The organism is Schaalia odontolytica, assembly GCF_009730335.1.
GTDB classification, from domain to species: Bacteria; Actinomycetota; Actinomycetes; order Actinomycetales; family Actinomycetaceae; genus Pauljensenia; species Pauljensenia dentiphila.
This window is the reverse complement of the sequence record NZ_CP046315.1, coordinates 1809960-1835276: the sequence shown is the minus strand read 5'-3', so window position 1 is coordinate 1835276 and position 25317 is coordinate 1809960. Positions and strand designations below refer to the sequence as shown.

General features: G+C 66.9%; 22 protein-coding genes. 12 read left to right on the top strand and 10 right to left on the bottom strand.

From position 1 onward, the window contains the following. Positions 1–3: 3 nt before the first annotated feature. Complete coding sequence (locus FOC40_RS08030) at positions 4–1446, top strand: sensor histidine kinase (protein WP_003794846.1); 1443 nt, start codon at positions 4–6, stop codon at positions 1444–1446. Further along, a complete protein-coding gene (locus FOC40_RS08025; RefSeq protein ID WP_003794848.1) occupies positions 1443–2102 on the top strand; it encodes a response regulator transcription factor in 660 nt (219 codons plus the stop codon). The genes FOC40_RS08030 and FOC40_RS08025 overlap by 4 nt, the downstream gene beginning before the upstream one ends. An 18-nt stretch (positions 2103–2120) precedes the next feature. On the opposite strand, the gene FOC40_RS08020 is transcribed toward FOC40_RS08025, so the two are convergent. Then, positions 2121–2477, bottom strand: a complete 357-nt coding sequence (locus FOC40_RS08020) for a hypothetical protein (protein ID WP_231126084.1) — start codon at positions 2475–2477, stop codon at positions 2121–2123. A 200-nt stretch (positions 2478–2677) separates the two neighbouring features. Here FOC40_RS08020 and FOC40_RS08015 point away from each other — a divergent pair, with 200 nt between their 5' ends. From FOC40_RS08015 to FOC40_RS08000, 4 genes are all read left to right on the top strand, one after another. Beyond that, entirely contained in the window at positions 2678–3982 is a 1305-nt protein-coding gene (locus FOC40_RS08015) for a deoxyguanosinetriphosphate triphosphohydrolase (RefSeq protein ID WP_003794852.1), read from the top strand. A gap of 46 nt (positions 3983–4028) precedes the next feature. Further along, a complete protein-coding gene (dnaG, locus tag FOC40_RS08010) occupies positions 4029–5999 on the top strand; it encodes a DNA primase (RefSeq protein WP_003794854.1) in 1971 nt (656 codons plus the stop codon). 3 nt (positions 6000–6002) lie between these two features. Further along, on the top strand, positions 6003–6482 hold the full coding sequence (locus FOC40_RS08005) for an S-ribosylhomocysteine lyase (protein ID WP_003794857.1): 480 nt from the start codon (positions 6003–6005) through the stop codon (positions 6480–6482). A 183-nt stretch (positions 6483–6665) separates the two neighbouring features. Next, entirely contained in the window at positions 6666–7454 is a 789-nt protein-coding gene (locus FOC40_RS08000; RefSeq protein ID WP_003794859.1) for a TraX family protein, read from the top strand. Between the two features lie 63 nt (positions 7455–7517). Here FOC40_RS08000 and FOC40_RS07995 read toward each other — a convergent pair whose 3' ends face one another. Further along, positions 7518–8018: a hypothetical protein gene (locus tag FOC40_RS07995; protein WP_003794860.1), complete on the bottom strand. Its 501-nt coding sequence runs from the start codon at positions 8016–8018 to the stop codon at positions 7518–7520. A gap of 397 nt (positions 8019–8415) precedes the next feature. Between FOC40_RS07995 and FOC40_RS07990 the strand changes: the two genes are divergently transcribed. The 4 genes from FOC40_RS07990 (at position 8416) to manA (ending at position 14739) form a co-directional block, all read left to right on the top strand. Next, a complete protein-coding gene (locus tag FOC40_RS07990; protein ID WP_003794862.1) occupies positions 8416–9564 on the top strand; it encodes a branched-chain amino acid aminotransferase in 1149 nt (382 codons plus the stop codon). A gap of 515 nt (positions 9565–10079) precedes the next feature. Continuing rightward, positions 10080–11681: an ABC transporter ATP-binding protein/permease gene (locus FOC40_RS07985; protein ID WP_003794866.1), complete on the top strand. Its 1602-nt coding sequence runs from the start codon at positions 10080–10082 to the stop codon at positions 11679–11681. After that, positions 11678–13441 carry a thiol reductant ABC exporter subunit CydC gene (gene cydC, locus FOC40_RS07980; protein WP_003794868.1) on the top strand — a complete coding sequence of 588 codons (1764 nt, stop codon included), beginning with the start codon at positions 11678–11680 and terminating at the stop codon, positions 13439–13441. The genes FOC40_RS07985 and cydC overlap by 4 nt, the downstream gene beginning before the upstream one ends. Before the next feature lie 80 nt (positions 13442–13521). After that, on the top strand, positions 13522–14739 hold the full coding sequence (manA, locus tag FOC40_RS07975) for a mannose-6-phosphate isomerase, class I (protein WP_003794870.1): 1218 nt from the start codon (positions 13522–13524) through the stop codon (positions 14737–14739). A 215-nt stretch (positions 14740–14954) separates the two neighbouring features. On the opposite strand, the gene FOC40_RS07970 is transcribed toward manA, so the two are convergent. The 6 genes from FOC40_RS07970 to FOC40_RS07945 all read right to left on the bottom strand — a co-directional run bounded on the left by FOC40_RS07970 (position 14955) and on the right by FOC40_RS07945 (position 20580). Next, positions 14955–15647, bottom strand: coding sequence for a type 1 glutamine amidotransferase (locus tag FOC40_RS07970; RefSeq protein WP_003794872.1), 693 nt, complete (start codon positions 15645–15647; stop codon positions 14955–14957). 33 nt (positions 15648–15680) lie between these two features. Then, complete coding sequence (locus FOC40_RS07965) at positions 15681–16754, bottom strand: hypothetical protein (RefSeq protein ID WP_003794873.1); 1074 nt, start codon at positions 16752–16754, stop codon at positions 15681–15683. Beyond that, positions 16751–17386, bottom strand: coding sequence for an ABC transporter ATP-binding protein (locus tag FOC40_RS07960; RefSeq protein WP_003794875.1), 636 nt, complete (start codon positions 17384–17386; stop codon positions 16751–16753). The genes FOC40_RS07965 and FOC40_RS07960 overlap by 4 nt, the downstream gene beginning before the upstream one ends. Beyond that, positions 17371–18414: a hypothetical protein gene (locus FOC40_RS07955; RefSeq protein WP_003794877.1), complete on the bottom strand. Its 1044-nt coding sequence runs from the start codon at positions 18412–18414 to the stop codon at positions 17371–17373. The genes FOC40_RS07960 and FOC40_RS07955 overlap by 16 nt, the downstream gene beginning before the upstream one ends. Before the next feature lie 24 nt (positions 18415–18438). Beyond that, entirely contained in the window at positions 18439–19062 is a 624-nt protein-coding gene (locus FOC40_RS07950; RefSeq protein ID WP_003794878.1) for a hypothetical protein, read from the bottom strand. 324 nt (positions 19063–19386) lie between these two features. Then, the gene (locus FOC40_RS07945) at positions 19387–20580 is read right to left on the bottom strand and encodes a cobalamin-independent methionine synthase II family protein (RefSeq protein WP_003794880.1); all 1194 of its coding nucleotides are present in this window, start codon (positions 20578–20580) and stop codon (positions 19387–19389) included. Between the two features lie 367 nt (positions 20581–20947). On the opposite strand from FOC40_RS07945, the gene ilvD reads away from it, so the two are divergent. Continuing rightward, a complete protein-coding gene (gene ilvD / locus FOC40_RS07940; protein ID WP_003794883.1) occupies positions 20948–22750 on the top strand; it encodes a dihydroxy-acid dehydratase in 1803 nt (600 codons plus the stop codon). 23 nt (positions 22751–22773) lie between these two features. Continuing rightward, the gene (locus FOC40_RS07935; protein WP_003794884.1) at positions 22774–23823 is read left to right on the top strand and encodes a lipoate--protein ligase family protein; all 1050 of its coding nucleotides are present in this window, start codon (positions 22774–22776) and stop codon (positions 23821–23823) included. Between the two features lie 75 nt (positions 23824–23898). Here the strand turns inward: FOC40_RS07935 and FOC40_RS07930 are convergent, their stop codons facing one another. Together FOC40_RS07930 and FOC40_RS07925 are read right to left on the bottom strand one after the other, a co-directional pair. Next, entirely contained in the window at positions 23899–24519 is a 621-nt protein-coding gene (locus tag FOC40_RS07930; RefSeq protein ID WP_003794886.1) for a MarC family protein, read from the bottom strand. A 47-nt stretch (positions 24520–24566) separates the two neighbouring features. Next, entirely contained in the window at positions 24567–25265 is a 699-nt protein-coding gene (locus FOC40_RS07925) for a YggS family pyridoxal phosphate-dependent enzyme (RefSeq protein ID WP_155844131.1), read from the bottom strand. Positions 25266–25317: the final 52 nt, after the last annotated feature.

The window sequence follows — 25317 nt, the reverse complement described above, 5'->3', positions numbered from 1 at the left end:
GTCATGAGCAAGCAGAACACGCGCGCGGGCGTGTCCGTTAGCATCCGCACCAGGATCATCGCCGCGGTGATCCTGGTGGCGGGTGCTGCGCTTACCGTCTCCGGCGTGCTTGTCTTCATCCTCCAGCAGCGTGCCCTCGACGCCCGCGCCGTGGATCGGCTGCATCAATCCAAGATCGCGCTCCAAGACCTCGTCGAAGGCGGGACCAACCCCGAGACGGGCGTGGCTCTCACCGACCCCTCGGAGATAGTGCGACTGCACCTGGCGCGAACCTACGCGGGCACGTACGCCGGTGAGGTCGGCTTCGTCGACGGGACCCTGTACTGGCTGCCCTCCCAGGAGCCGCGTCTGCACATCGAGGACGACGCGGAGCTGGTGGCCTACGTTGCGCCCCTGACGACGGGCACGGACACCATCATCACCACGCATACGACCACGACGATGACCTACCGGCTCATCGTCGTGCCGATCGCGGGTCCGTCCAGCAACGCGGCCCTCGTCCACGCGATCGACATGCGCGGCTACGGGGAATCGACACACTCTGCGATGGTTCTCTACGTGGTTGCCGCGCTCGGCACCCTCGTCCTCGTCGTACCTTTTGCCTGGTTCTCGGTGACGCGCCTGCTGCGCCCCATCGGCGAGCTGCGCCGCGCCACCGACTCGATCGGCGAGTCCGACCTGACGACCCGCGTTCCCGTGCGCGGCAACGACGACCTGTCTGGTCTGGCAGGAGCGGTGAACAGGATGCTGGACCGGGTCGAGACTGCGGTTGTCGCCAGGCGCGAGCTCCTCGACGATGTCAGCCACGAGCTGCGCACCCCGATCACGGTCGTGCGCGGCCACATGGAACTCCTCGATCCCGACGACCACGACGACGTGGTCGAGACCCGCGCGCTCGTTATCGACGAGATCGACCGGATGGGCACCCTCGTCGGCGACCTGCTCGAGCTTGCCCGGGCCTCGGACACCGTGAACCCCGCATCCACGGACCTTGCCGCCCTCACCGAGGCGGTCCTGGACAAGGCCCGCGCCCTGGGAGATCGCCAGTGGACCCTCGGCGAGGCCGCGCAGGTCACCTGCTGCCTCGACCCGACACGCATCACCCAGGCGTGGCTCCAACTCGCGCAAAACGCCGTCCAATACTCGGCCGACGGCACGCTCATCGCAATCGGATCGGGCACGGACTCGCAGTGGGCACGCCTGTGGGTGCGCGACCGCGGCGTCGGCATTGCCCCGGATGACATTGAGTGCGTGCGTCAGCGCTTCGTGCGCGGCACCGCGGGCACCGAGAGCGTTGCCGGGTCCGGCCTGGGCCTGAATATCGTGGAATCTATCGCCCGCGCCCACGGCGGGCACCTCGACATTGAATCGACACCGGGGGTGGGCTCGACCTTCACCCTGGTGATCCCTCTGCGCCCCTGCGGCGCGTCAGGAGAGACATCATGACGACCATTCTCATCGTTGAGGACGAGGCCCGGATCGCTGCCTTCGTCGCCAAAGGACTGCGCGCCGCCGGCTTCGTCCCGGAGATCTACTCCACGGGATCCGAGGCCGTCGAAGCCGCCCTGCAGGGCCGGGGCGCCCTCATGCTCCTGGACGTGGGCCTGCCCGACATCGACGGCTTCGAGGTCCTCGAGCAGATTCGAGGCCAGGGCGTGGGCATGCCCGTCATCATGCTGACGGCGCGCAGTTCTGTTGCCGACCGTGTGGCCGGGCTCGAGGGCGGGGCCGACGACTACGTGCCCAAGCCCTTCTCCTTCGAAGAGCTGCTGGCACGCGTGCGCCTGCGCCTGCGCGAAGAGACGCCCACGTCCAGCGCGATGACGCTGACCCGGGGATCGCTCGTGCTCGACCTGAAGACGAGGCGCGCCTGCGTGGGCGAGGAATGGGTGGATCTGTCCGCCCGCGAGTTCACGCTGCTCGAAACCTTCATGCGCAATCCGGGACAGGTGCTCAGCCGCGAGCAGCTGCTCTCGGCCGTGTGGGGCATCGACTTCGATGGCGCGTCCAATGTGGTGGACGTGTACCTGTCCTACCTTCGCCAAAAAATCGGTAAAGACTACTTCGAAACGGTGCGCGGCATGGGGTACCGGCTCCTCTGATACCGGTACCCCGCGCGCTCAGTCGTCGGTGTCGTCGTCGTGATCGTCGTCGTCATCGTCATCGTCGTCATTGGGGACGGCGCGCTGCGGTGAGGTGGGGGCGACGTAGTAGGGGTTCGTCGCGACCGGCGCGGGCGTGGGTGCGGGCGCCGGGTCCTCGGGGGCCGGCTCCGGGGTCGGTGTCGGCTCCTCGGTGGCCGCGACGACCGGGGCGGATTGGGGGCCCGCCCCGTCGGACTGGGCGGGGACAGAGAGGCCGGACTCCATCGTGGTCTGCTGGCCTCCGGCCGCGAGGGCACGCAGGCCGAAGAAAGCGCCGCAACCGACGGCAGCGATGAGGCCGATAGCCCAGATCACACGCATGCGTTCTGACATGTGTACTCCTTTCATCGCTACCAGGATGGATGCGGACCGTGAGAGTCCCATTGTGCCTTCATGAGGAGATTCTCATGAAAGGACGCGGCGCGCTTGGCGGAGCGCACGGGAGAGGGGAGTTGGTATGAGCATCCTCGTGTGTTGGTCGACGAGGCCGTGGCGCGTTCTCGGGGTGGGTGCGGTCCGCGTAACATGGCCCCGTGAATGAGTTTTCCTTGGCAATCCCCGGTGTTGATGGCGGCGACGCGCGCCGCCCGTACGCGTCTGCCGATTCCGAGCGCTGGGTGCCCGAGGACCACAAGTCCTCCGAGCGCACCGAGTTTGAGCGCGACCGCGCGCGCATCCTCCACTCCTCGGCGCTGCGCCGCCTCGGCGAGAAGACGCAGGTGCTGGGCCCGATCTCGGACGATTTCGTGCGCACCCGCCTCACGCACTCCCTCGAGGTCGCCCAGGTGGGCCGCGAGCTCGGCAAGGAGCTGGGGGCCGACCCGGACGTCGTGGACGCCGCGTGTCTGTCCCACGACCTCGGGCATCCGCCTTTTGGGCATAACGGCGAGCGTGCCCTGGATGCGGCGGCCGCCTCGATCGGCGGGTTCGAGGGCAACGCCCAGACCCTGCGCGTCGTCACGCGCCTGGAACCCAAGGTCATCGGCGCGGGCGGCGTGCCCGCGGGCCTGAACCTCACGCGCGCCACCCTGGACGCGATCTGCAAGTACCCGTGGGTCAAGGCCGGTGGCCCGGACCTGGCCAAGTCGACGCGCAAGTACTCCGTGTACCCCGACGACGCGCCCGTGTTCGCGTGGATGCGCCAGGGGGCGCCTGCGGGCAGGCGATGCCTGGAGGCCCAGATCATGGACCTTTCGGACGACATCGCCTACTCGGTGCACGACGTGGAGGACGCGGTCGCGACCCGCAAGCTGGACCCCGCGGACCTCTTCGATGACGCGCACTGCTCGGCCGTCGTGGCCTCGACCCTGGACTGGTACGGGCCCTCGGTCGCGCGCTCGGACCTGGAGGAGGCGCTTGAACGCATCGTCTCCATGCCCGTGTGGCTGCGCTCCTTCGACGGGTCCTACGCCTCCCTCGCGCACCTGAAGGACGCGACGAGCGAGCTGATCGGCCGCTTCTGCTCGGCGACCGTGGCCGCCACACGCGAGACCTTCGGGCACGAGCCGCTGGGCCGCTACCGCGCGGACCTCGTCGTGCCGCGTGAGGTTCGCGCCGAGATTCAGATCCTCAAGGGCATGGCCGTCCACTACGTCATGAGCCCGCGTGAGACCGAGCCGGTCTACTACCAGCAGCGCACGCTCCTGGCCGATCTCGTCGACGCCCTCTACGAGGCCGGGGCCGACGCCCTCGAACCCGTGTTCGCCGCGCAGTGGCGGGCCGCCTCCGACGACGGCGTGCGCCTGCGCGCTGTCATCGACCAGGTCGCCTCGCTCACCGACGTGTCGGCCTCCGCGTGGCACGCCCGCTGGTGCGGCATGCTGTCCTCGCAGCTGTGAGCATGATCGGACGCAGACGTGGGCGGGCATCGGTAGACTGAGGGACATGGCGGGTCTGATTCGTAAGGACGACATCGAAGCGGTACGTAACGCAGTGAAGATCGACGAGATCATCGGCGAACACGTAGCGCTGCGACCCGCGGGCATCGGCTCCCTCAAGGGCCTGTGTCCCTTCCATGACGAGCGCACCCCCTCCTTCAACGTGCGCCCTCACCTGGGCATGTTCCACTGCTTCGGGTGCGGTGAGAGCGGTGACGTCATCTCTTTCGTGCAGAAGATCGACCACCTGCCCTTCACGGAGGCGGTCGAGATGCTGGCGGCGAAGGCCGGGATCACCCTCCATTACGAGGAGGGCGGGGCGCGCGTGCGCACCGAGGAGCCGGGCAAGCGCCAGCGCCTCCTGGACGCCCACCGCGTCGCTGAAGAGTTCTACCAGCAGCAGTTGGCTTCCCCCGAGGCGCATAAGGGTCGCACGTTCCTCGCCGAGCGCGGCTTCACCCAGGCGATGTGCGCGCATTTTGGGGTCGGCTACGCCCCGGCCTCGTGGGATTCCCTGACGCGCCATCTGCGCTCCAAGGGCTTTACGGACCAGGAGATCCAGATTTCGGGCCTGGGCTCGCAGGGCAGTCGGGGCGTGTACGACCGTTTCCGCGGGCGCCTCGTGTGGCCGATCCGCGACATCACGGGCGCGACGGTCGGTTTTGGTGCGCGTCGCCTGGACGACAGCGACAAGGAATCGCCCAAGTACCTGAACACCCCCGAGACGCCGATCTACAAGAAGTCGCAGCTGCTGTATGGCCTGGACCTGGCGAAGAAGACGATCGCGACGGAGCACAAGGTCGTCATCGTCGAGGGATACACGGACGTCATGGCCGCACACGTCGCGGGCGTGACGAACGCCGTGGCCACGTGTGGTACCGCTTTTGGCTCCGAGCACGTCAAGATCATTCGCCGCCTGCTGGGCGACCACGCGGATCCGGCCGCCGGCGTGCTCCTGTCCACGGGGCGCGCGCACGGCTCGGAAGTCATCTTCACCTTCGACGGCGACAGTGCCGGGCAGAAGGCCGCGCTGCGCGCCTACGGCGAGGACCAGAACTTCGCGGCCCAGACTTTCGTGGCAGTGGCCCCGGGCGGCCAGGACCCCTGCGACCTGCGCCTGTCCCAGGGCGATCAGGCGATCGTCGACCTGGTGAACTCGCGCATCCCGCTCTTTGAGTTCGCGATCCGCTCGGTCCTGTCCCAGATGGACCTGCGCAGCGCCGAGGGCCGCGTGCAGGGCCTGCGGGCCTCGGCCGGCATTGTTGCGCACATTAAGGATCGCGCCCTGCGTGCCGAGTACACGCGGCAGTTGGCCGGGTGGCTCGGCATGGATATCCCCACGGTCGAGCAGGCGATCCGCGCGGCTGGTCGCGTCGAAGTCCTCTCGCACGAGGCACGCCCGGGCGAGATCGAGATGGCGGGCGCCGGCCGCCCCGTCCCCGCGTCCGAGCGCCGAGGCCCCGAGGACCCGGTGAGCCGCATCGAGCGCCAGGCTCTCGAGGCCGTCCTCCAGCACCCGCTCTACGCCGTGGGCTCCGGCTTCGAGGAGCTTGACGGGCAGTCCTTCACCGTGCCCACGCATCGCGCCGTCCACGACGCGATCCGCGCGGTCGGCGGGCTCGACGCCTTCACGCAGATGATGCGCCAGGCCGAGGCCCACTTCGGCCCGGGTGAGAACGCGACGCTCGCGGCCTCGCGCCGCTTCGTCCAGGTGGTCCTGGAGACCGCCGGCGAGTTCATCGGCCCCGCCGTCACCCAGCTGGCTGTTGCGCCTCTGCCCGTTGCGGGTGAGGCCGACGTGCGCTCATACTGCCGAGGCGTCGTCGCTGCTATGGTGCGTATGGACCTGACCCGCAAGCTCGGCGAGGCCCGCGCCGCCCTGTCGCGCTTGAACGAGGACGACCCCACCTACTCCGAGATGTTTCGGGAGCTCATGCGCCTGGAGCAGCGTCGGCAAAACTACACTGAAAGGAACTAACCGATGGCCGAAGTTGAGAGCTTTACCCTGGACCACACCGCCGTGAAGGCGCCCTACGTGCGCCTCATCAACGTCGAGGCCGGGCCCAAGGGAGACCAGATTTCGAACTTCGACGTGAGACTCCTCCAGCCCAACGCCGGGGAGATCCCGACCTCGGGCCTGCACACGATCGAGCACCTGCTGGCCTCCCTGCTGCGCGACCGCATCGACGGCGTTATCGACTGCTCGCCGTTTGGCTGCCGCACGGGCTTCCACCTCATCATGTGGGGCACCCCCTCGGTGCGTGAGGTGACGCAGGCGCTGGCCTCCTCCCTGCACGCGATCGCCGAGGACGTCACCTGGGAGGACGTGCCCGGCACCGACGCCTTCTCGTGCGGCAATTACCGCGATCATTCGCTGTTCAGCGCACGTGAATGGAGCCGCACAATCCTCGAACAGGGTTTCTCTCTCGACCCCTTCGAGCGTATTCATCTCGTTCACTGAACTGCCGTGACGAGGTCCGGGGCCCAGCCGCGAGGCTGGGCCCCGTAGGTGTATCTCGGGGCCTATTGGCGGTGGTGGGTCGGGGAAAAGGTAGGGGAGTATAGGGGCAGCCCCCCATGGAGTTCGTCAGGAGCGGTCGCCGATACTAGAAGCGTCCGAAACCAGCAAGGAGAAAGCACTACGATGTCCGCTCCCGCACTCACCTCCCCCGCTCGCATCGAGCCACGGTCGCGCCTGGGCGTCAACCAGTATTGGATCAAGCTCGCGATGGCGGCGCTCATGGTTCTCGACCATCTCCCGCACGTTCCCGGACTAGTCCCCGTGATGTGGACGGACATCTTCCACGTCGTCACCAGGTGCGTGGCCGTCTGGTTCGCCTACGGCGCGGTCGAAGGAGTTCTCTACACCTCGAGCATGCGCAAGTACCTGGCGCGTCTGTGGGGCGCGTCGCTCATCATGGCCGCGGGTAACTACGCGCTGGGCCTGCTGCTGGCCACCCGCGACGTGCACATGTACGACAACAATATTTTCCTCACCCTGGCTGTGGGGACCAGCCTTCTCGCCCTCGTCAAGCGTTGGTCAGGGACAAAGTGGCACAAGTGGGCGATCGGCGGTGTTTCTGTGCTCTCGCTCGTGTGCGCGGTTCTTCCGATCGAGGGTGGCCTGCCGCTTCTGCCCTTCATGGTCATCACCTATGCGCTCTACTCGCGCGTCGTGTGGCGTGACTTGGCGTACCTGGCGCTCGCAGCGGCCATGTTCGCCCTCGTGTGGCAGCCTTACGACACGTGGCAGGCGACGGTGTCGATGCTCGCGCAGAACTCCGATTTCATGCTTATCCTCGTGATTCCGATCCTGCACCTGTACAACGGTGAGCACGGCCCGCACACGCGATTCTCCAAGTACTTCTTCTACGTGTTCTACCCCGCCCACCTGTGGCTACTCGCCCTGGTCGCGTACGTCCAGGCGGGCTGAGCGCCTTTCGAGCCGGTTGGTACCCCGAGGGTCTTGCTGCGTACGGGACCTGAGGGGCGTCTCCTAGTCCAGGCCAACCGCGTCGCGTACGCGCGCCTCCAGGGCGTCCGCCTGACGTTGGCCTGCCGCATCGAGTGGGCCGTTCGCCGTCAGGATGGAGAAGAGCCCGTCGGGTCCGCGCCGTACCCAGGCCGTCACTGTTGTCCTGCCCTCAGTCTCCACCTGGGCGTGTACAACGATGGAACGATTGACGTACTCGCTTGTGTGGCGCATGAAGTCGGATGGGTCGCCCTGCCCTCGTCCCACCAGCGAGGGCCGGGTCGGGTCCACCCATTCGAGCGTGAAGGATTCCGCCTCAGCCTCCCATTGCGCCCGCGCCACGTCGTACCAGGGGAAGACCTCGTAGCTCTTCTGAGCCTTCTCATCGGATGCGGACCCGGCCCCGAAGACGTACAGGCCGGACTTTGCTGCCGCTAGCCATCGCCCGTCATGAAGCTCGAGGCTGGGGGAGCGGCGCTCGCGGGCGGGCAGGCAGAGGGCGAGAGCCTTAGGCAGAGTCGTCATGGGTTGATCGTATCGTTTCGGATGCTGCGGCGCGCTGCCCGTGCGTTGGAAGCTGAGGGCGAGGCCTACGGGGTCGGGGCGATACCCAGGAGCAGAGCACCCACGCCCATGAGCTCGCGGGAGATGTGGCCGGAGGACGCGGGAGAACTCAGCGCAGGGCAAACTCCCTAGGGTGGCGAGAAGCGTTAGCAGGCGGAGCCTTGAGGGGCTCCGGTGCTCGGCGCGCGAACGTACGATGAGACTGTGCCGACAACACATCAGGCTTCGTGGGCTGACGGGGGTGAGAACCTCCACAGGGTGGTGCATGGAGGGTCACATGCCGAAATCAATCGGCCACAATGCGGACGGCGGGCATATTCTGGCTTCATATTTGTGAAAAACCACGACAGGAGACCTCATGGCATCGACGCAGCATACCCCCACGGAACTTGAGGCTGCCGGCGACCTAGTACTTCCCGCCGCCGACGAGCTTGCCGGTCGTTTCCCTCTGACCCCCAACGCTCACCCGGCGACGCCGGAAGAGCACAACGAGATCATGTCGACCCTGGCCTTCGGCAAGAAGTTCACGGATCACATGGCCCATATGCGCTGGACCCGCGAGGGTGGTTGGGATGACCGCGGTGTCATTCCCTACGGCCCGCTCGAGCTGACCCCCGGCGCCTCCGTCTTCCACTACTGCCAGTCCGTGTTCGAGGGTATCAAGGCCTACAAGCGCGAGGACGGCTCCGTGTGGACCTTCCGCCCCGGCTACAACGCCGCGCGCCTGAACCACTCGGCCCGCCGCCTTGCCCTGCCCGAGATGAGCCGCGAGGACTTCGTGGCCTCCCTCGTGGACTACGTGCGCGCCGACGTCAAGTGGGTTCCCGAGGTCGACGGTTCGTCGCTCTACCTGCGTCCCTTCATGTTTGCCTCCGAGGAGTTCGTGGGCGTCCACCCCGCCGGCGTTGTCGACTACTACGTCATCGGCTCTCCGTCGGGCCCCTACTTCAAGGGCGGCCTGTCTGGCGTGGCCATCTGGGTGGAGCGCGAGTATCACCGCGCCGGCCCCGGCGGCACAGGCAGCGCCAAAGCTGGCGGCAACTACGCGGCCTCCCTGCTGCCTCAGATCCAGGCTGAAGCCAAGGGCTTCTCTCAGGTCTGCTTCCTGGACACCTACGAGGGCAAGTACCTCGAGGAGCTGGGCGGCATGAACATGTTCGTCGTCATGGCCGATGGAACCATCCGTACCCCTGAGCTCACCGGCGTCATCCTTGAGGGTGGCACGCGCAGTGCGATCCTGCGCATGCTGCGCGACGAAGGCGTGGCCGTACGTGAGGAGAAGATCGCCCTGTCCGAGGTCGTGGATGGCATCCGCTCGGGAGCGGTCACCGAGGTCTTCGCCTGTGGCACGGCCGCCGTGGTCACCCCGATCACGCGCCTGGCTGGCGATGACTTCGACGTGGAGATTGAGGTGGGGGACAAGACCCGCGAGATTCACAAGCGCGTGACCGACATTCAGTGGGGCCGCGCTGAGGATCCCTACGGCTGGACGTACCGCCTGGTCTGAGCGTGATCGCTTGGGGGAGCCACGGCCTCGTCGATTGACACGAGGCCGTGGCTTCATTATGCGGGTGATGGGGGAATTGCACTGCATGAGAGTTCGACATGCCGGTGACGCACTGTCAGAGGGCTTCGTGTCGTGCAAAACCCCCACTGTGCCAGTGGGTTGGGGCCGCACGAGCAGTCGGGCATCAGCGAAATGGATAGGAAACGACGATCTGGATAGGATATTGCGTTCCGGATAGGAAAATAAGCTATCCAGAAGAGCAGTTCCTATCCAGAAAGTCACTGTCTGTCCAGAACATGCGCCCCACTCGTTGAGCGGCTGCTGCGGGAGTCGTGGGAGGCTGCCACGAGATACGTGGCTGGCTGAGTGGCTTGTGTATGGCAATAGAGTAGTGGGCCGCTGGCAGTGTTCGCGCCCAGTCAGCCTGAAATTGGTCCAAAGTGACAGTGGTGTCAGAACCTAACTAAGGTTATCCTTGGTTGTGTACTCGTGTGCGTCATGTTGATAGGAGAACAATGAAACGCGCGATCGTAGTCGTCTGCTCGTGGGCAGCGTCTCTCTGTCTGGCGGCCGCCTACCTGGCGATCGGCTGGGGCATCGATGATGTTGTGGGCCACAACGCGTGGTCGACGTGGTGGATCGGTGTGCTGGGGGCCCTGGGATCGGGCGTGTTCGCGTGGGTGGTCAGCGCCCTGGGAGCCGCCCAGATGAACCAGATGGAACCCGCGCTGCGCCACTCAATGATCCGCCAGGTCTTCGCCCTGGGGCCCTCGCAGCGGACCAATGAACGCGCGGGCCGCGTCGTCAACTCCGCAACCGATGGCGTCGAGCGCGTCGCCGCCTACAAGGGCATCTTCCTGGCCCCGATGATCGCGTCGCTGACGATCCCGATCCTCGTTGTCATCGTCGTCGCCCTAGCGATTGACCCGGCCGCGGGCGGATTCCTCGCGATCGCGATCCCGCTGGTCCCGATCTGCGTCATGGGCTTCCGCAAGGCCTTCAAGCCGGTGTCGTCGCGCTACCGCCACGCCTCGCGTCAGCTCGCAGCCAAGGAGCTCGACGCCATCCAGGGTCTGGGTGACCTGGCGCTCATGAACGCGGGCAAGGACATGGGCAAGCGCCTGGCCGAGGCCGCCGAAGAGGTCCGCTCGAAGGTCATGAGCTACCTGGCCGGCAACCAGCTGATCCTCCTTGTCATCGACTCCGTCTTCTCCCTCGGCATCATCACCGGCGCGATCGCCCTGGCCCTCATCCGCTACCAGCAGGGTGCGATCAGCGTCGGCGAGGGCATCTCCCTCGTGCTGCTCTCCTCGATCATGCTCGACCCGCTGGACCGTATCGGCCAGTTCTTCTACATCGGCATGGGTGGCATCGCGGCCAACAAGGAGATCACGAAATTCATCAAGCAGACCCCGCCGGTCGTGGACGCCAAGGGTGTCAAGGCCCCGGCCATCCCGCCCCAGCGCGGCGAGATCCGCCTGAGCGGTGTGTCCTTCTCCTACACTAAGGACACCCCGGTTCTGCAGGGCGTGAACCTGACCCTCACCCAGGGAGAGCACGTCGCGCTCGCTGGCCCCTCGGGCGCTGGCAAGTCCACGATCTCGGCGTTGCTGCAGGGCTTCCTGCGTCCCACGCGAGGCCGCGTGAGCCTCAACGGCGTCGACCTGGCGACCGTGCCCCTGTCGTGGGTGCGCGCCCAGACAGCGGTCGTCGAGCAGAGCACCTACCTATTCTCCGGCACGCTGCGCGACAACCTGCTCCTGGCCTCTCCCGCGGCCACGGACGATCAGCTGATCGAGGCTCTGCGCGCCGCCCACCTGGGCGAGTTCGTCGACACCCTGCCCGGTGGCCTCGACGCCCGCGTGGGTGCCCGAGGCCTGGCCGTGTCCGGCGGCGAGGCCCAGCGCATCGCGATCGCCCGCGCCTTCCTCAAGAACGCGTCGATCATGATCCTGGACGAGCCCACCGCCCACGTGGACCTGGCCTCCGAGCGCGAGATCCTCGCCTCCCTCGAGACCGTGTGCGCCGGGCGCACGACCCTGACGATCTCCCACCGAGACGCCACCATCAAGGGTTCCGACCGCGTCGCGACCCTGCAGGAAGGAACGATCCGATGACCCGCAGGCAACTGTCTCTTCGACTCCTGTCGATCACGCGGCGCGTCCTGCCGCCCCTCGCGGCCTCCATCGCCGCCCGCATCGTCTTCCTCATGATTGGCATCGCCCTGTTCGCCCTGGGCGGCTGGGCTGTCGCCGGCCTGGCCTCGGGGGAAAGCGCTTGGAGCATCGCGCTGGTCATCGGCTGCGCCATCGGCCTGAGTTTGCTCAAGGGCCTTGCCCGCTACCTCGAGCAGTTCGCCGGTCACTTCGTGGCCTTCCACTCCCTGGCGATGCTGCGCAACTACTTCTACGACCAGCTCGAGCCCCAGGCTCCAGCGGGCACGGATCGCTTGGATTCGGGCGACATCATGAACCGCGTGACGAAGGATATCGACCGCGTCGAGGTATTCTTCGCCCACACGCTCGCCCCCGTCACGACGGCCATCATCGTTCCGATCCTGTCGGTCGTGTGGATGGGCAGCGCAGTGTCCTGGACGCTGGCCGCCGTGCTGGCGCCCTTCCTGCTGATCGTCGGCGCGGTCATTCCCTTCCTGGGTTCCGGCTCGACCGCGCGTGCAGCGCGTGAGCTGCGCGAGGCCCGAGGTGCGATCGCCGCCCACGTGACCGATTCGGTGCAGGGCGTGCGTGAGGTCCTCGCTTTTAGGGCGGAGGAGCGCCGCGAGGCCGAGATGAGCGCCATCGAAAAGCGTATCTCCTCGGGTCTGGGCACTCAGGGCCGCTGGATCGCGCTGCGCCGAGGCCTGAACCAGGCCGCCGTCGCCCTCGGTATTGTCACGGTCGCCATGGTCGCGGGCTCGAACGTGCTCGCAGAGACGCTGACGCTGCCCCAGGCGGGCCTTGCCCTCGGTATCGCGATGGGTTCCTTCGGCCCGGTCCTTGCGGTCGAGGAGTTCGCCGCGGACCTGGACCAGGCCTTCGCGTCGGCCGCCCGAGTCTTCGCGTTCACCGACCGAGCGCCCGTCGTCGCCGACCCGGCCGACCCCAAGCCCCTGACCCCCGGCGACATCGAGTTCACCGACATCACCTTCGCCTACCCGACGGACGAGGACGCACCCGCGCCCGCCCCCACGGTCCTGGACGGCGTGAGCATCCACATCCCCGCCGGCAAGCGCACCGCCATTGTGGGCGCCTCGGGCTCGGGCAAGTCGACGCTGGCCTCGCTGCTGACCCGCACGTGGGACCCGGCCTCGGGCGCCGTGACCATCGGCGGAACGAACGTGGCCGAGGTGTCCCTACGAGACCTGCGCGCGACGGTCTCCTCCGCGTCCCAGCGCCCCTACCTGTTCAACGACACGCTGCGCGCCAACCTGCTGCTCGCCGCACCCGACGCAAGCGAGGCCGACCTGGAACGCGTGCTGGAGGCCGTGGACCTCACCGATTGGCTGGCCACGGAAAAGGACGGCCTGGACACGGTGGTTGGCGACATGGGCGAGCGCCTCTCGGGCGGCCAACGTCAGCGCCTGGCCCTGGCCCGCGCGCTCTTGCGAGACGCCCCGATCTACGTCTTCGACGAGGCCACGAGCCAGGTCGACCCGGCCACCGAGGCGCGCGTGCGTGAGGGCATCGCCCGCGTTGCGAAGGGTCGCACCATCGTCGAGATCGCCCACCGCATCAGCGCCGTGCGCGACGCCGACCAGATCATCGTCATGGATGCGGGCCGCGTCGTGGAGACCGGCACCTACGCCGAGCTGCACGCACGCGGCGGTGCGCTCGCCGCCCTCGAGGCGCGCGAAACCACCGATCAACCCAGCGCCTGACAGACGCGAGCGTGCGGGGGATGGGGCCACGGCCTCGTCCCTCGCGTATTTACGCGCCCGATACCGATAGGATTCGACCTATGGAAAGACTGATCGGCTGGACGAAAGCTGACGCGTGGGGCTCCACGAACGCGATCCCCGAGTTCCTGGGGGCCGCTGCCGGGGACGACCCGGTGTCCGAGGTGTGGTTCGGCGCCCACCCGGACGGACCGACGCTGCTGACGGGCGGGCAGACCCTCGCCGAGTACATCGGCGAAGACCCCAAGCGTGCCCTCGGCGGTGGCCTGCTCTACGCGTTTGGTCCGACTCTGCCGTACCTGGCGAAGATCATCGCCCCCGCGCAGACCCTGAGCCTGCAGGTGCATCCGACGAAGGAGATCGCGCGCGAAGGATACCTGCGCGAGGAGGTCCTGGGCATCGAGCGCACGGACACTCGCCGCGTCTACCGGGACATGAACCACAAGCCGGAGATGATCTATGCGCTCACCGAGTTCAGCGCGCTCGTCGGCTTCCGCGTGCCGCGCAAGGCCCGCCAGCTCCTCGTCGGTCTGGAGGGTGATCTCGCGGACCGCCTGCGTCACCGCCTCAAGCTGTCCACCGTGCGCGGAGGTCTGCGCTCCCTGGCCACGTGGCTCTTCGACGAGGACTCCCCGGCGACCTCGGAGCGCGTCGAAGAGTTCGTGGCCGCGTGCCGCTCCCGCCTCGCGTCGGGCACATCCCCCTCGCCGCGCACGGACGAGCTTGTGAGCGTCCTGGGGGAGAAGCACCCGGGCGACCCGGGTATCATCGTCGCCTTCCTCATGAAACCGGTGTCCCTGCGCCCGGGCGAGGCCGTCTACATTCCGCCGCGCCAGATCCACGCCTACCAGTCGGGCCTGGGCATCGAGGTCATGGCTTCCTCCGACAATGTCGTGCGCGCGGGCCTCACCGGCAAGTACGTGGACTCCGCCCAGCTCGTGGAAATCGCCGAGTTCTCGGCGCTGCCGCCCGTGCGCGTGGCCCCCGAGCATCCCTCGGCGACGACGGATCGTTTCCTGGCACCTGCCCAGGAGTTCGAGCTGTCGGTGACGACGCTGGCACCCGGCAAGCACACGTCCCGCGTGGACGAGGTCGCCGTGCCCGGGGAGGGCCCGCGCATCGTCATCGCGACCTCCGGGTCGGTCTCCCTGCACGTGAGCGAGGAGCAGGGCGGGGACAGCGTGGAGCTGAGCCGCGGCCAGGCCGTGTTCATCTCGGCCGCCGAGCGTCGCGTGTGGGCGTACGGCACCGGCTCCTTTGTGCAGGTCGCGGCCCCCTGACCGGGGTGCGTCGCGCGCCGTGGCGAGGCCGTGAATGGGAGTGTTGTCAAGTTGTCCCACGTGGTGGTCTTGGTTCCTGGAAAAGCCTTGTAGGCGTGCCGTTTTCCTCTAAAATAGGAATCGGGCCTCATCTCCGCTCGCTGCGACGAGGCCCGATTGTCAATCGCAGTGTGGGTACCGCGTGGGGGTGCCCGCACTGCGATTCTGTTTGCGCCTTAGAAGACGCCGGAGACCCAGTCGGCCAGGGTCTTGCACGTGGAGGCCAGATCGCCCTCGTGGGCGTCGTAGCCGGCCACAATGTCCTCGGTGTCGACGTCCTCGTTGTTCGCCGCCCACGCGGTCGCGATCTCGCGCGTGACCTCGGGGTGAAACTGGACGCCCAGGGCGGTGCCGTACGAGAAGATCTGCGTGTACTTGTCCGAGCGCGCCCACTCGCGCGCGCCGTGGGGGAGTTCCACGATGGCGTCACCATGGTCGGCGAACACCGTGTGGGTCGAGGCCAGCGCCATGCGCAGGGGGACGGCGCCGCCGCCGCCCGCCTGGTCGTTCGTGCCCCACACGAGCGGGATGACGCCCCGTTCGGGGCCTGAGGGGTCGGCGATGCTGATCCGTCCACCGAAAGTCGCTGCTATCAGCTGAGCGCCCAGGCAAATGCCGAGGACGCGCACGTTGGTGCTCACGCATCGCCGGGTCAGCTCGCGCTCGGCTTCCAGCCACGGCCATGCCTCGTCGTCATAGGCGGTCGCGCGCCCGCCCAGGAGAATGAGGGCACCCGGAAGGGGAGCGGCCACCAGGTCCTGGAGGCGCTGCGGCTCCTCCCAGGCGCGCACCACCTCGTGACCGCCGAGGAAGGCGGACAACTGACCCACCGGAACGATCGGGTCGTTTTGAATCACGAGGATGCTCATACGCCAATTGTAGGCGCGATCACGCGCAGGTACCTATCGGCCCTTGAAGAAAACGAACAGCTGGCGCTCTCGGATCGTTGTTGATGCGATGACGACACCGATGAGAGTCCACGACGCAGCGCAGATGCCCTCGGTAGCGACCAGGCGCATCAAGTCAGAGCGGTCACTGGGTGGCGCTCCGCTCAGGATCGTGAGGCATATGCCCGAGGAGAGGACGAATGCGCCGCCCACCCACGCCACGGCCTCGAACAACTGGAGGACCGTCGTATCTGATCTGCGGAGCCCAGCATGCAGAGCCGAGGCGATCTCGAGGCGACGCCACCACGTGGCAGCGGCCCCTAGCGCGGCACCGATTGTGCTCGCGGCGATCCACGCCCACCAGGTCGGCCTGTGCCGCAGTTGCCCCGCCGCGTCGAAGGCCGTTCCGCGCGTAGGGTTCATGGCGAGGACCTGGGTGTTCTGGTCGTCGCTTCCAACGAGGGTTGAGCGCACCAGGGCATCCACGTCGTCGCTGTGCGGCCAGGATTCGTACCAGCATTCATCGAAGGTCCCCGTCGTGGGCACGGGTGCGAGAGCCGCGTAGGCGTAGCCGGGACGACGCCCGTCGTTCTCGTCCCACGGGTAGGTGCCCGCGACCTCGGCCTGCTCGTGTGCGAGGGGGAGAAGGGCTCCTTGAGTGGTGCCGAGTTCCTCGGCTACCTGCTCAGGGAGCAGAATTCCCGTCGGATCGGCCGTTGTCGTCCCCAGGAGAGAGACGGTTCCAGGCGTGACCTCGTACAGGGGCAGCGATGAGGCCGGAAGAGCGAGCGGGGACAAGCCGGATTCGACCGAGCGAAGGGCTCCTGCGCGCACCCCGGGGATTCGTGACAGCGCATCGCAGGCGGCCCCGTCGATGCCGCCTTGCGCTTGGAGGACTCGCACTGATCCCAGATGGACACGAAAAGAGGCAGCCTCAACGCTGACGGAACGAAGAGAGAACGCATCGGCGCAGATGACGCCTCCGACCAGGGCGGCGGCCAGGATAGTCAGCATCCCGACGCGGGCCGTCCCGCTCAGGCAGTCCCTCCACGCTTCGGACAGGAGTGCTCGCCACGAGAGTGTGCTCATTGCTGCTCCTCCTCGTCCTGGAAGTGGGCGAGGTCGATGATGGCGTCGCACTGCGCGCGAATCGACGGATCGTGCGTCGCGATCACGACGCTCACCCCGTCCTCGCGCAGAGAGCCGAGCGTGGAGGCGATGTCGCGAGCCGTGGACTGATCAAGCTGCGCGGTCGGTTCATCTACGAGGAGAAGGGTGGGGGCACAAGCGAGCCCGCGCGCGAGGAGCACACGCTGAGCTTCGCCGCCCGACAGATCCCGAAATGGGCGGGTCGCGAGATGCGCCAGGTTGAAGGCATCAAGGAGCCGGTTCGCCTCGACATCGGCCTGCGCCCGGCTCATGCCGCGGGCCAACAGGGGCAGCGCAACGTGGTCAATGGCGCTGCGCGCGCGGACACCGAACGGGTTCTGGAAGACCCACGCAATACGGGGACTCTGCGGACTAGCCGGACGGGGGATGGTGATCGTTCCCTCGGTCGGAGCGTCCCATCCCGCGATCAGCGACAGCAGGGTTGACTTGCCAGAACCAGACGGGCCGATGACGGCGGTGAGGGCACCGTCCTCGCAGCGGGCGCTCAGATGGCGAAAGAGCCACGGGGTGGCGGCGAACATGTGCCCGACGTTGTCTAGCTCGACGGACATGAGCGTCCCTCGACGGCGGTGTCGACGGCGGAGAGCGGGGTTGTTGGCAGGACGTAGGTTCGGCCGAGCTGGGAAGAAACGATGGAGATGGGGATCGGCGTTCCGCTTGCAAAGACGCACGCGTTCGTCGCGTCTCCGATCACTGAGGCCGGCGGGACGACAGTGACGGTGATGGGGGAGGCGAGCTTCCACGAGACGGGCAGCTGAACGGGTCCATCGCCGCTCGGGGCGGAACGGACGAAGGACGCGTATTCGCGCGAGGACAGGATCGCCGCCGTTAGGGTAGGGTCGGTGATCACGCCGTCAGAGGGGACCGGGTAGTCCGTGTCCCCCAGAGTGATGACGTGGTCCGCAGGATAGGCATCCGGCGGGACGGAGAGGCGCAACGCGTCGCGGGAGTCCTCAAGGGCGAGGAGAACAGTTTGCGTATCGACGCTGTCACCCAGGCGAACGGGGACCGATGAGGGAGTGACGGTAGTCGCCGGGATCCACAGGACGCGAGAGGCCTCGATGCGGGAGGGGACACCTCCGGCTCCGTCGTTCACGCCCATCGCCGAGGCCAGGGCCGCTCGCGTGGCGACCGTGACCCGCTGAGATTCCGCGGGAGCCGCATATCCGAGCCGCGCAAGTTCAGCGTTCAGGGCACCGATATCGGGTCCCGTGGCTCCGTCCACCACGTCCTGATAGAGCGGGGTGGACAGGGCTAAGGCAAGAAGGGGCAGGCCGTCGATCTCGCAGGGAATAGAACCTGACGTGATGGGAGTTCCCGGCGCTGCCTGAAGCGCCGTGATGCGCCCGGCAGTGGGGGAGGTGAGTTCATGAGGCGAGGCCGGGGGAATCGTGAGGGTGAGGGAGCGCGTGTCGGTGAACTCGCGCGTGGTGACGGGGACCGTCGACGGAGCAGATGACGATGCCAGCGAGGCCGGGGTGGGCGGCGAGGCGATGAGAATACCCGCGCTGACCCCACCCGCACCGGCGATGAGAGCGACGAACGCGGTGAGGGCGAGCCAGCGGCGAGAAGTTGTCATCTCAACTCCTGAGGGCGGTTGTGGTCATTTGCTGGGGTCGTCAAGGCATCGCTGCAAAATGTCGGGCCCCTGAGCTGGGTCGATGAACGGCAGTGCGCTGTCGAGAGGCGTTCCGCTCTCGCGAGCACGCGTGAATTCTTGGGCCGTGAACGACGGCTCGACCGCCTTGTTGCGGATCAAACACTGTGTGTACAGCTCGTTGACATCCCGGTGATCTGGGTTGACACGCATGTTGAACTCGAGTGCCTCGATGATCGGCTGACCGGCATCGTTGGAACAGGTGGAGACGAACTGCTGTTGCTGTTCGGCGGATATGGAGGAGCCAACCGGCTGATCGGGGATGCTCAGCGTGCCGCTCGGGCCAAAAGACGCGCCGGTGACGCCCTTGTCTGTCAGGCAGTTCAGCACGCGCTGACGCATGTCCTGGAGTTCGGCCTCGCTAATGGCAGAGTCCGCGAGGACAGATTGAACGAATTCGTTGGACGCCCACTCACTGCGCGCCTGCTCAATGTCGGCCGCCCACGGCCCCTCCGCCGCGGGCGTGGTCTGTTGGCAGCCGCAGGCCGTGGCGATGATGACAAGAGCGGCAGCGAGCAAACCAACGCGCGAACGGATGGAGTGCGTGCCCTCCGTGTTGTTTGCTCCCATGATGTTCTCCCTCGAACAGCCTCGACAATGGGTGCCCACTTCCAGAATAACGAAGAAAGGGCTCCGTTTTCCGCATGACGGAGAAGTGAATTGAGATGGGGATGATCAGAGGACCCCAAACGTGCCGCAGCCCCCAGTCCCGGAACCCGACGCGGCGTGCGATCCCCACCGCGGCAGGCCGACCCGGAAGCGGGGGCTGCAACACACGTTTCATTGTGTGAGGCTAAGCTCAAGATATAGGGAGCGTTGCCTGAAAAAACCCTGGGAAAAGCGCGCGGGGTGGATACTCATCCACCCCGCGCGCCCCAGGCAGCAATCAGGCAATCACTTCGATGCGAGACGAGCGCCCTCGGTAAGAGCATCCAGCTTCGCCCACGCGATCGACGGGTAGATGCGGCCGCCGAGGCCGCAGTCCGTCGACGCCACGACACGTTCGTCGCCCACAATGTCCGCGAACTGGCGGATACGCTGAGCCACCAGCTGCGGGTGCTCCACAACGTTCGTCGAGTGCGACACCACGCCCGGGATCAGGTACTTGCCTTCGGGCAGTTCGATGTCTCGCCAGATCGTCCACTCGTGCGCGTGGCGAGCATTCGCCGCCTCAAACGTCAGGCCGTTCGCGTTGACCAGCAGGGCCAGATCCACGATGTCCTTAAACGCAATATCCGTCGTGTGTGGGCCGTGCCACGAACCCCAGCACACGTGGAAACGCACCAGAGACGGGTCAATGCCCTCCAGCGCGTGGTTCAGCGCGTCGATACGCACGCGAGAGAACGCGCGGTAATCCTCAACGGACGGCTCCGGGTTCATCTGATCCCAGCCCTCCGCGATATCCGGCGCGTCAATCTGGACCGTCAGGCCCGCGTCCGTAATGCGCTTGTACTCCTCGCGCAGTACATCCGCCCACGCCCACACCACGGCCTCGTCGTCCTCGTAGAACGCGTTGGCCACGCGAGCCGCCGAACCCGGCGAAATCGCCGCCACGAAACCATCCGACACGGGCTTGCCCGCCGCCTCCAGCGCGTGCTTCGTGCCTGCGATATCGCGCTCCACGGCCTCGGCGCCGATGTAGGTCAGCTCACCCGTGATCGTCGGGAACGCGATCGGGTTGCGGTTCGCAATGTGAATACCCGAATCCGGATCCGCGTACGCGTCCGCGAAACGCTGCCAGTCGCGGCGCTCAGCAAACGATGAGAAAGAAAGTCGACCGTCACGGCCTGCCGGGGGACGCACATCAAAACGCTGCACGTCCTCAAAGGACAGTCCGGCGAAACGCGAGAAGGAATACGTCCACCACGCGCCGTAATCAACCGTGTCGATCATCGCGTGACCGTACTCGCCGTCATTGACGATATCCAGGCCAATCTCAGCCTGATGCTTCACAACGCCGTCAACCTGATCCTGCAGCAGCGACGTGAAGTCAGCCTCGCCGAGCGAACCCTCACGGCGCGCACGATTCGCCTCGAGCAGCTCGGGGGTACGGGGCAGGGAACCAACATGAGTGGTGCGAATGGTCATCGCAGTCCTTTCTCTAATCCGTGCACCCAGCCTACGTTTCGCGTGTCGAGAACGAGGCCGAATGTCCGAAGCGTGACCAATGCGATCAACCACTCATCTGGCAAGATGCTAATTCACGCACGCACCCCTTGCGTTTTCCTTGCAATCACGCCCACAAGCGTCCACCCACTGACACGGCGACTCGCTCGCCACAGCCCCCGAGATACCGCGCGAAAACCGCCCCCACCCAGCCCCGGCCTCGTCCATGAGACGAAACCCGCACGGAAACGCAGCGCTCACGCTCCTACTGTTGAGTCATTACAAGGCAAAAGAAAGGCACATCATGAGTCGCCCGCTGCGCTCGGCAACATCCACCCAAGGCCGCAACATGGCCGGAGCACGCGCCCTGTGGCGCGCCACCGGCATGACGGACGGCGACTTCGGCAAGCCAATCATCGCCATCGCCAACTCCTTCACCCAGTTCGTTCCCGGCCACGTGCACCTGAAGAACATGGGCGACCTCGTCGCCGGAGCCATCGAAGCAGCCGGCGGCGTCGCCAAGGAATTCAACACGATCGCCGTCGACGACGGCATCGCCATGGGCCACGACGGCATGCTCTACTCCCTGCCTAGCCGCGACCTCATCGCCGACTGCGTCGAAACCATGGTCAACGCACACCGCGCCGACGCCCTCGTGTGCATCTCCAACTGCGACAAGATCACCCCCGGCATGCTCCTGGCCGCCATGCGCCTGAACATCCCCACCATCTTCGTCTCCGGCGGCCCCATGGAATCCGGCGCCGCCGTCGACGGCGTCGTCGAACACCGCCTCGACCTCATCGACGCCATGGTCATGGCCGTCGACGACTCCGTCAGCGACAACCAGCTGGCCAGCATCGAAGCCAACGCGTGCCCCACCTGCGGCTCCTGCGCCGGCATGTTCACTGCGAACTCCATGAACTGCCTCAACGAGGCCATCGGCCTGGCCCTGCCCGGCAACGGCACCACCCTGGCCACCCAGATCGAACGCAAGAAGCTCTTCACCGAGGCCGGCACGCGCATCGTCGACATGTGCCGCGCCTACTACGACAACGAGGACGACTCCGTCCTGCCGCGCTCCATCGCCACCAAGGCCGCCTTCGAGAATGCCATGAGCCTGGACGTGGCCATGGGCGGCTCCACCAACACCGTCCTGCACATCCTCGCCATCGCCAACGAGGCCGGCGTCGACTTCACGCTCGACGACATCGACGCGATCTCGCGCCGCGTGCCCTGCCTGTGCAAGGTCGCCCCCAACTCCACGACCTACCACATCGAGCACGTCCACCGCGCCGGCGGCATCCCCGCCCTGCTCGGCGAGCTCGACCGCGCCGGCCTGCTCAACCGCGACGTGCACTCCGTCCACTCCGACAACCTGGCCGACTGGCTGGGGGAGTGGGACGTGCGCAGCGGGAGCGCCACCGACGAGGCCAAGCACCGCTTCCTCGCCGCCCCGGGCGGTGTGCGCACCACCCAGGCATTCTCGACCGCCAACCTGTTCGAGTCCCTCGACACCGACTCCGAGGCCGGCTGCATCCGCTCCGTCGAGCACGCCTACACGAAGGACGGCGGCCTGGCCGTCCTCTACGGCAACATCGCCGCCAACGGCGCGATCATCAAGTCCGCCGGCATCGACGAGTCCCTCTTCCACTTTATCGGCAAGGCCTTCGTCGTCGAATCCCAGGAGGAAGCCGTCGAGGCCATCCTGAGCAAGCAAGTCAAGGAAGGCGACGTCGTCGTCATTCAGTACGAGGGCCCCAAGGGCGGCCCCGGCATGCAGGAAATGCTCTACCCGACCTCCTACCTCAAGGGCCTGGGCCTGGGCAAGAAGTGCGCCCTCATCACCGACGGCCGCTTCTCCGGCGGCACGTCCGGCATCTCCATCGGTCACATCTCTCCCGAGGCCGCGGCCGGCGGCGCGATCGGCCTCGTGCGAACCGGCGACGAGATCGAAATCGACGTCAACAACCGCGTCCTGCGTGCGAACGTGAGCGACGAAGAACTTGAGCGCCGCCGCGCCGAAAAGGGCGCCGCGCCGTGGAAGCCCTCCAAGCCTCGTCCCCGCCAGGTCTCCGACGCCCTGCGCGTCTACGGCATGCTCGCCGCGTCCGCCGACAAGGGCGGCGTGCGCGTCCTGCCCGACTGGGCGTGAGCGGAGCGCCTACAATCGTGGGCATGCATGGAGAGTATAAAGTTCCCGGAGGCAAGCTCGTCGTCGTCGATACCGACGTGGAGGAGGACCGCCTGACGCGCGTGAGCGTATCTGGCGACTTCTTCCTCGACCCCGACGACGCACTCACCCGGATCACCGCGTCCCTCGAAGGGGCCCCGGCCTCGTCGAGCGCGAAGGATCTGGCCGCGCGCGTGGAGGCCGCCCTCCACGAAGGTGACACGCTCATGGGGGTGACCCCCGAGGCCGTCGGCATCGCCGTACGCCGGGCCATGGGTGCCGCCCTATCGTGGGACGACATCGACTTCGACGTCATCCACGGCCCCGTCGTCGATCCGATGATCAACGTCGCCATGGACGAAACCCTGGTCGAAGACGTGGCCGTGGGCCGCCGCAAGCCCTTCATGCGCCTTTGGGAGTGGAACGGCCCCCAGGTCGTCATCGGCTCCTTCCAGTCCTACCAGAACGAAATCCAGCAGGACGGCGTCGACCGTTACGGCATCACCGTGTCGCGGCGCGTCACCGGCGGCGGCGCCATGTTCATGGAGCCCGGCAACTGCATCACCTACTCGCTCGTCATCCCCACGGCCCTCGTGGAGGGAATGAGCTTCGAGCAGGCCTACCCGTACCTCGATCAGTGGGTCATGGAGGTCCTCGAAAAGCTCGGCATCAAGGCCAAGTACGTGCCGCTCAACGACATCGCCTCCGAGGCGGGCAAGATCGGCGGCGCCGCGCAGAAACGCTGGGCCAACGGCTACATGGTCCACCACGTGACCATGGCCTACGACATCGACGCCATCAAGATGAACGAAGTCCTGCGCATCGGCATGGAGAAGATCCGCGACAAGGGCACCCGCAGCGCCGTCAAGCGCGTGGACCCCATGCGCTCCCAGACCGGGCTTCCCCGCGAAGAGATCCTGAAGGTGTTCTTCGACCACTTCAAGGAGAAGTACAACGCGAGCGTCGGCACCATCACCGAGGCGGATCTCGAGGTCGCACGGAAGCGCTGCGAGACGAAGTTCGCGCGCGAGGAGTGGGTGCACCGCATCCCCTGAGCGCGCTCGCTCGGTGCGAGCCGGGCCCGTTGCCCGCTTCAGCGTCGTTGCGGCGAGGCCGGGGCGGGCTTCCGCTTAGAAGAGCTGGAGCGCGCGCACCCCGTGGATGATGAGCTCGACGCCGATGACGAGGATCAGAAAGCCCATGATGCGCACGATCGCGCCGACGCCGGTGGCACCCAGTTTGTCGATCCAGGGCGTGCCGTAGCGCAGTAGCAGCGCGATGACGGCCGCTGTCACCGCGATTCCCAGGACGATGCCGACATGAAAACCGATGGCCGTGTTGCGGGCGGCCAGCGCGATGACCACGCCGATCGAGCCGGGCCCCGCGATGAGGGGGAGCGCCATGGGGGAGAAGGACACGTCCGGCTTGGAGGTCGCGTGCTGAGTCTCCTCATGGGTGGCACGGCGCTTGTTTTCCAACATCGAGAAACCCGAGTGCGCGACGACCAAGCCACCCGCGATCTGTAGCGAGGGCAGGTCGAAGCCGAAGAAGCGCATGATGAGCGAGCCACTGACCGCGAACACCGTCAGGATGGCGAACACATAGATGCCTGTCTTCCACGCCTGCGAGCGCACCGCAGCCGGAGCATTGCCGGCGGTGAGTCCTGCGAACGCCGCGAGACCGCCGATCGGATTTGTGATTGGGGCGAGCGCCAGGATCGCGGCGGACATTCCAGCGAGAACGGTCATCATGGAGACAATCCTACCTGGTGGCGCGTCGGAGCGAACCAGCGGTCTACTCAGACGCGGCGAGCGCCGAAAATCGCCGTTCCCAGGCGCACGATCGTCGCGCCCTCGGCTATGGCCCACTCCAGGTCGCGGCTCATGCCCATTGACAGCGCCAGGTCGGACTCGTTGATGCCCAGGTGCGCGGCGGCCTCGTCCCTGATGCCGCGGAGCTGCGCGTAGGCCGCGCGCACGTCGGCCTCGACGGGGGAGTTCAGGCCCACCGTCATGAAGCCCGCGAGCTGCAGGTGGGCCGAGGCCCCGACGACGTCGACCAGGGCGCTCACGTCGGCGGGGGCGCAGCCGTGCTTCGTGGCCTCGCCCGAGACGTTCACCTCGACGAACACCGGGAGCGTGCCGGTCGTGCGTGCGTCGATTTTCGAGGCCAGGGCGGGGGAGTCCAGCGACTCGATCGCGTCCACGCAGGCCAGCGCGTGGTTGATCTTGTTGGACTGCAGAGGCCCAATCAGGTGGATGCGCGCGCCGGGCACCTCGCGGATCGCCTCCGCCGTCGCGCGCGCCTCCTGCACCCGGTTGTGGCCCAGCAGGATCGGCAGGCCCGCCTCGCGTAGGGCAGCGGCGGCGGCCCGGCACTCCTCGGGCGTGCGCGTCTTGACCGCCAGCTCCAGGTGCACCGAATCGGTGCGGCCGCACGCGGACGTCGCGCGGTCGATGCGGTCGCGGGCAGTGGCGATGGCCTCGGGAATGCTCATGCCCTCATGGTACGCGCGGTGTTACTTTCAGGGGCTAATCAGGGGCCACTCA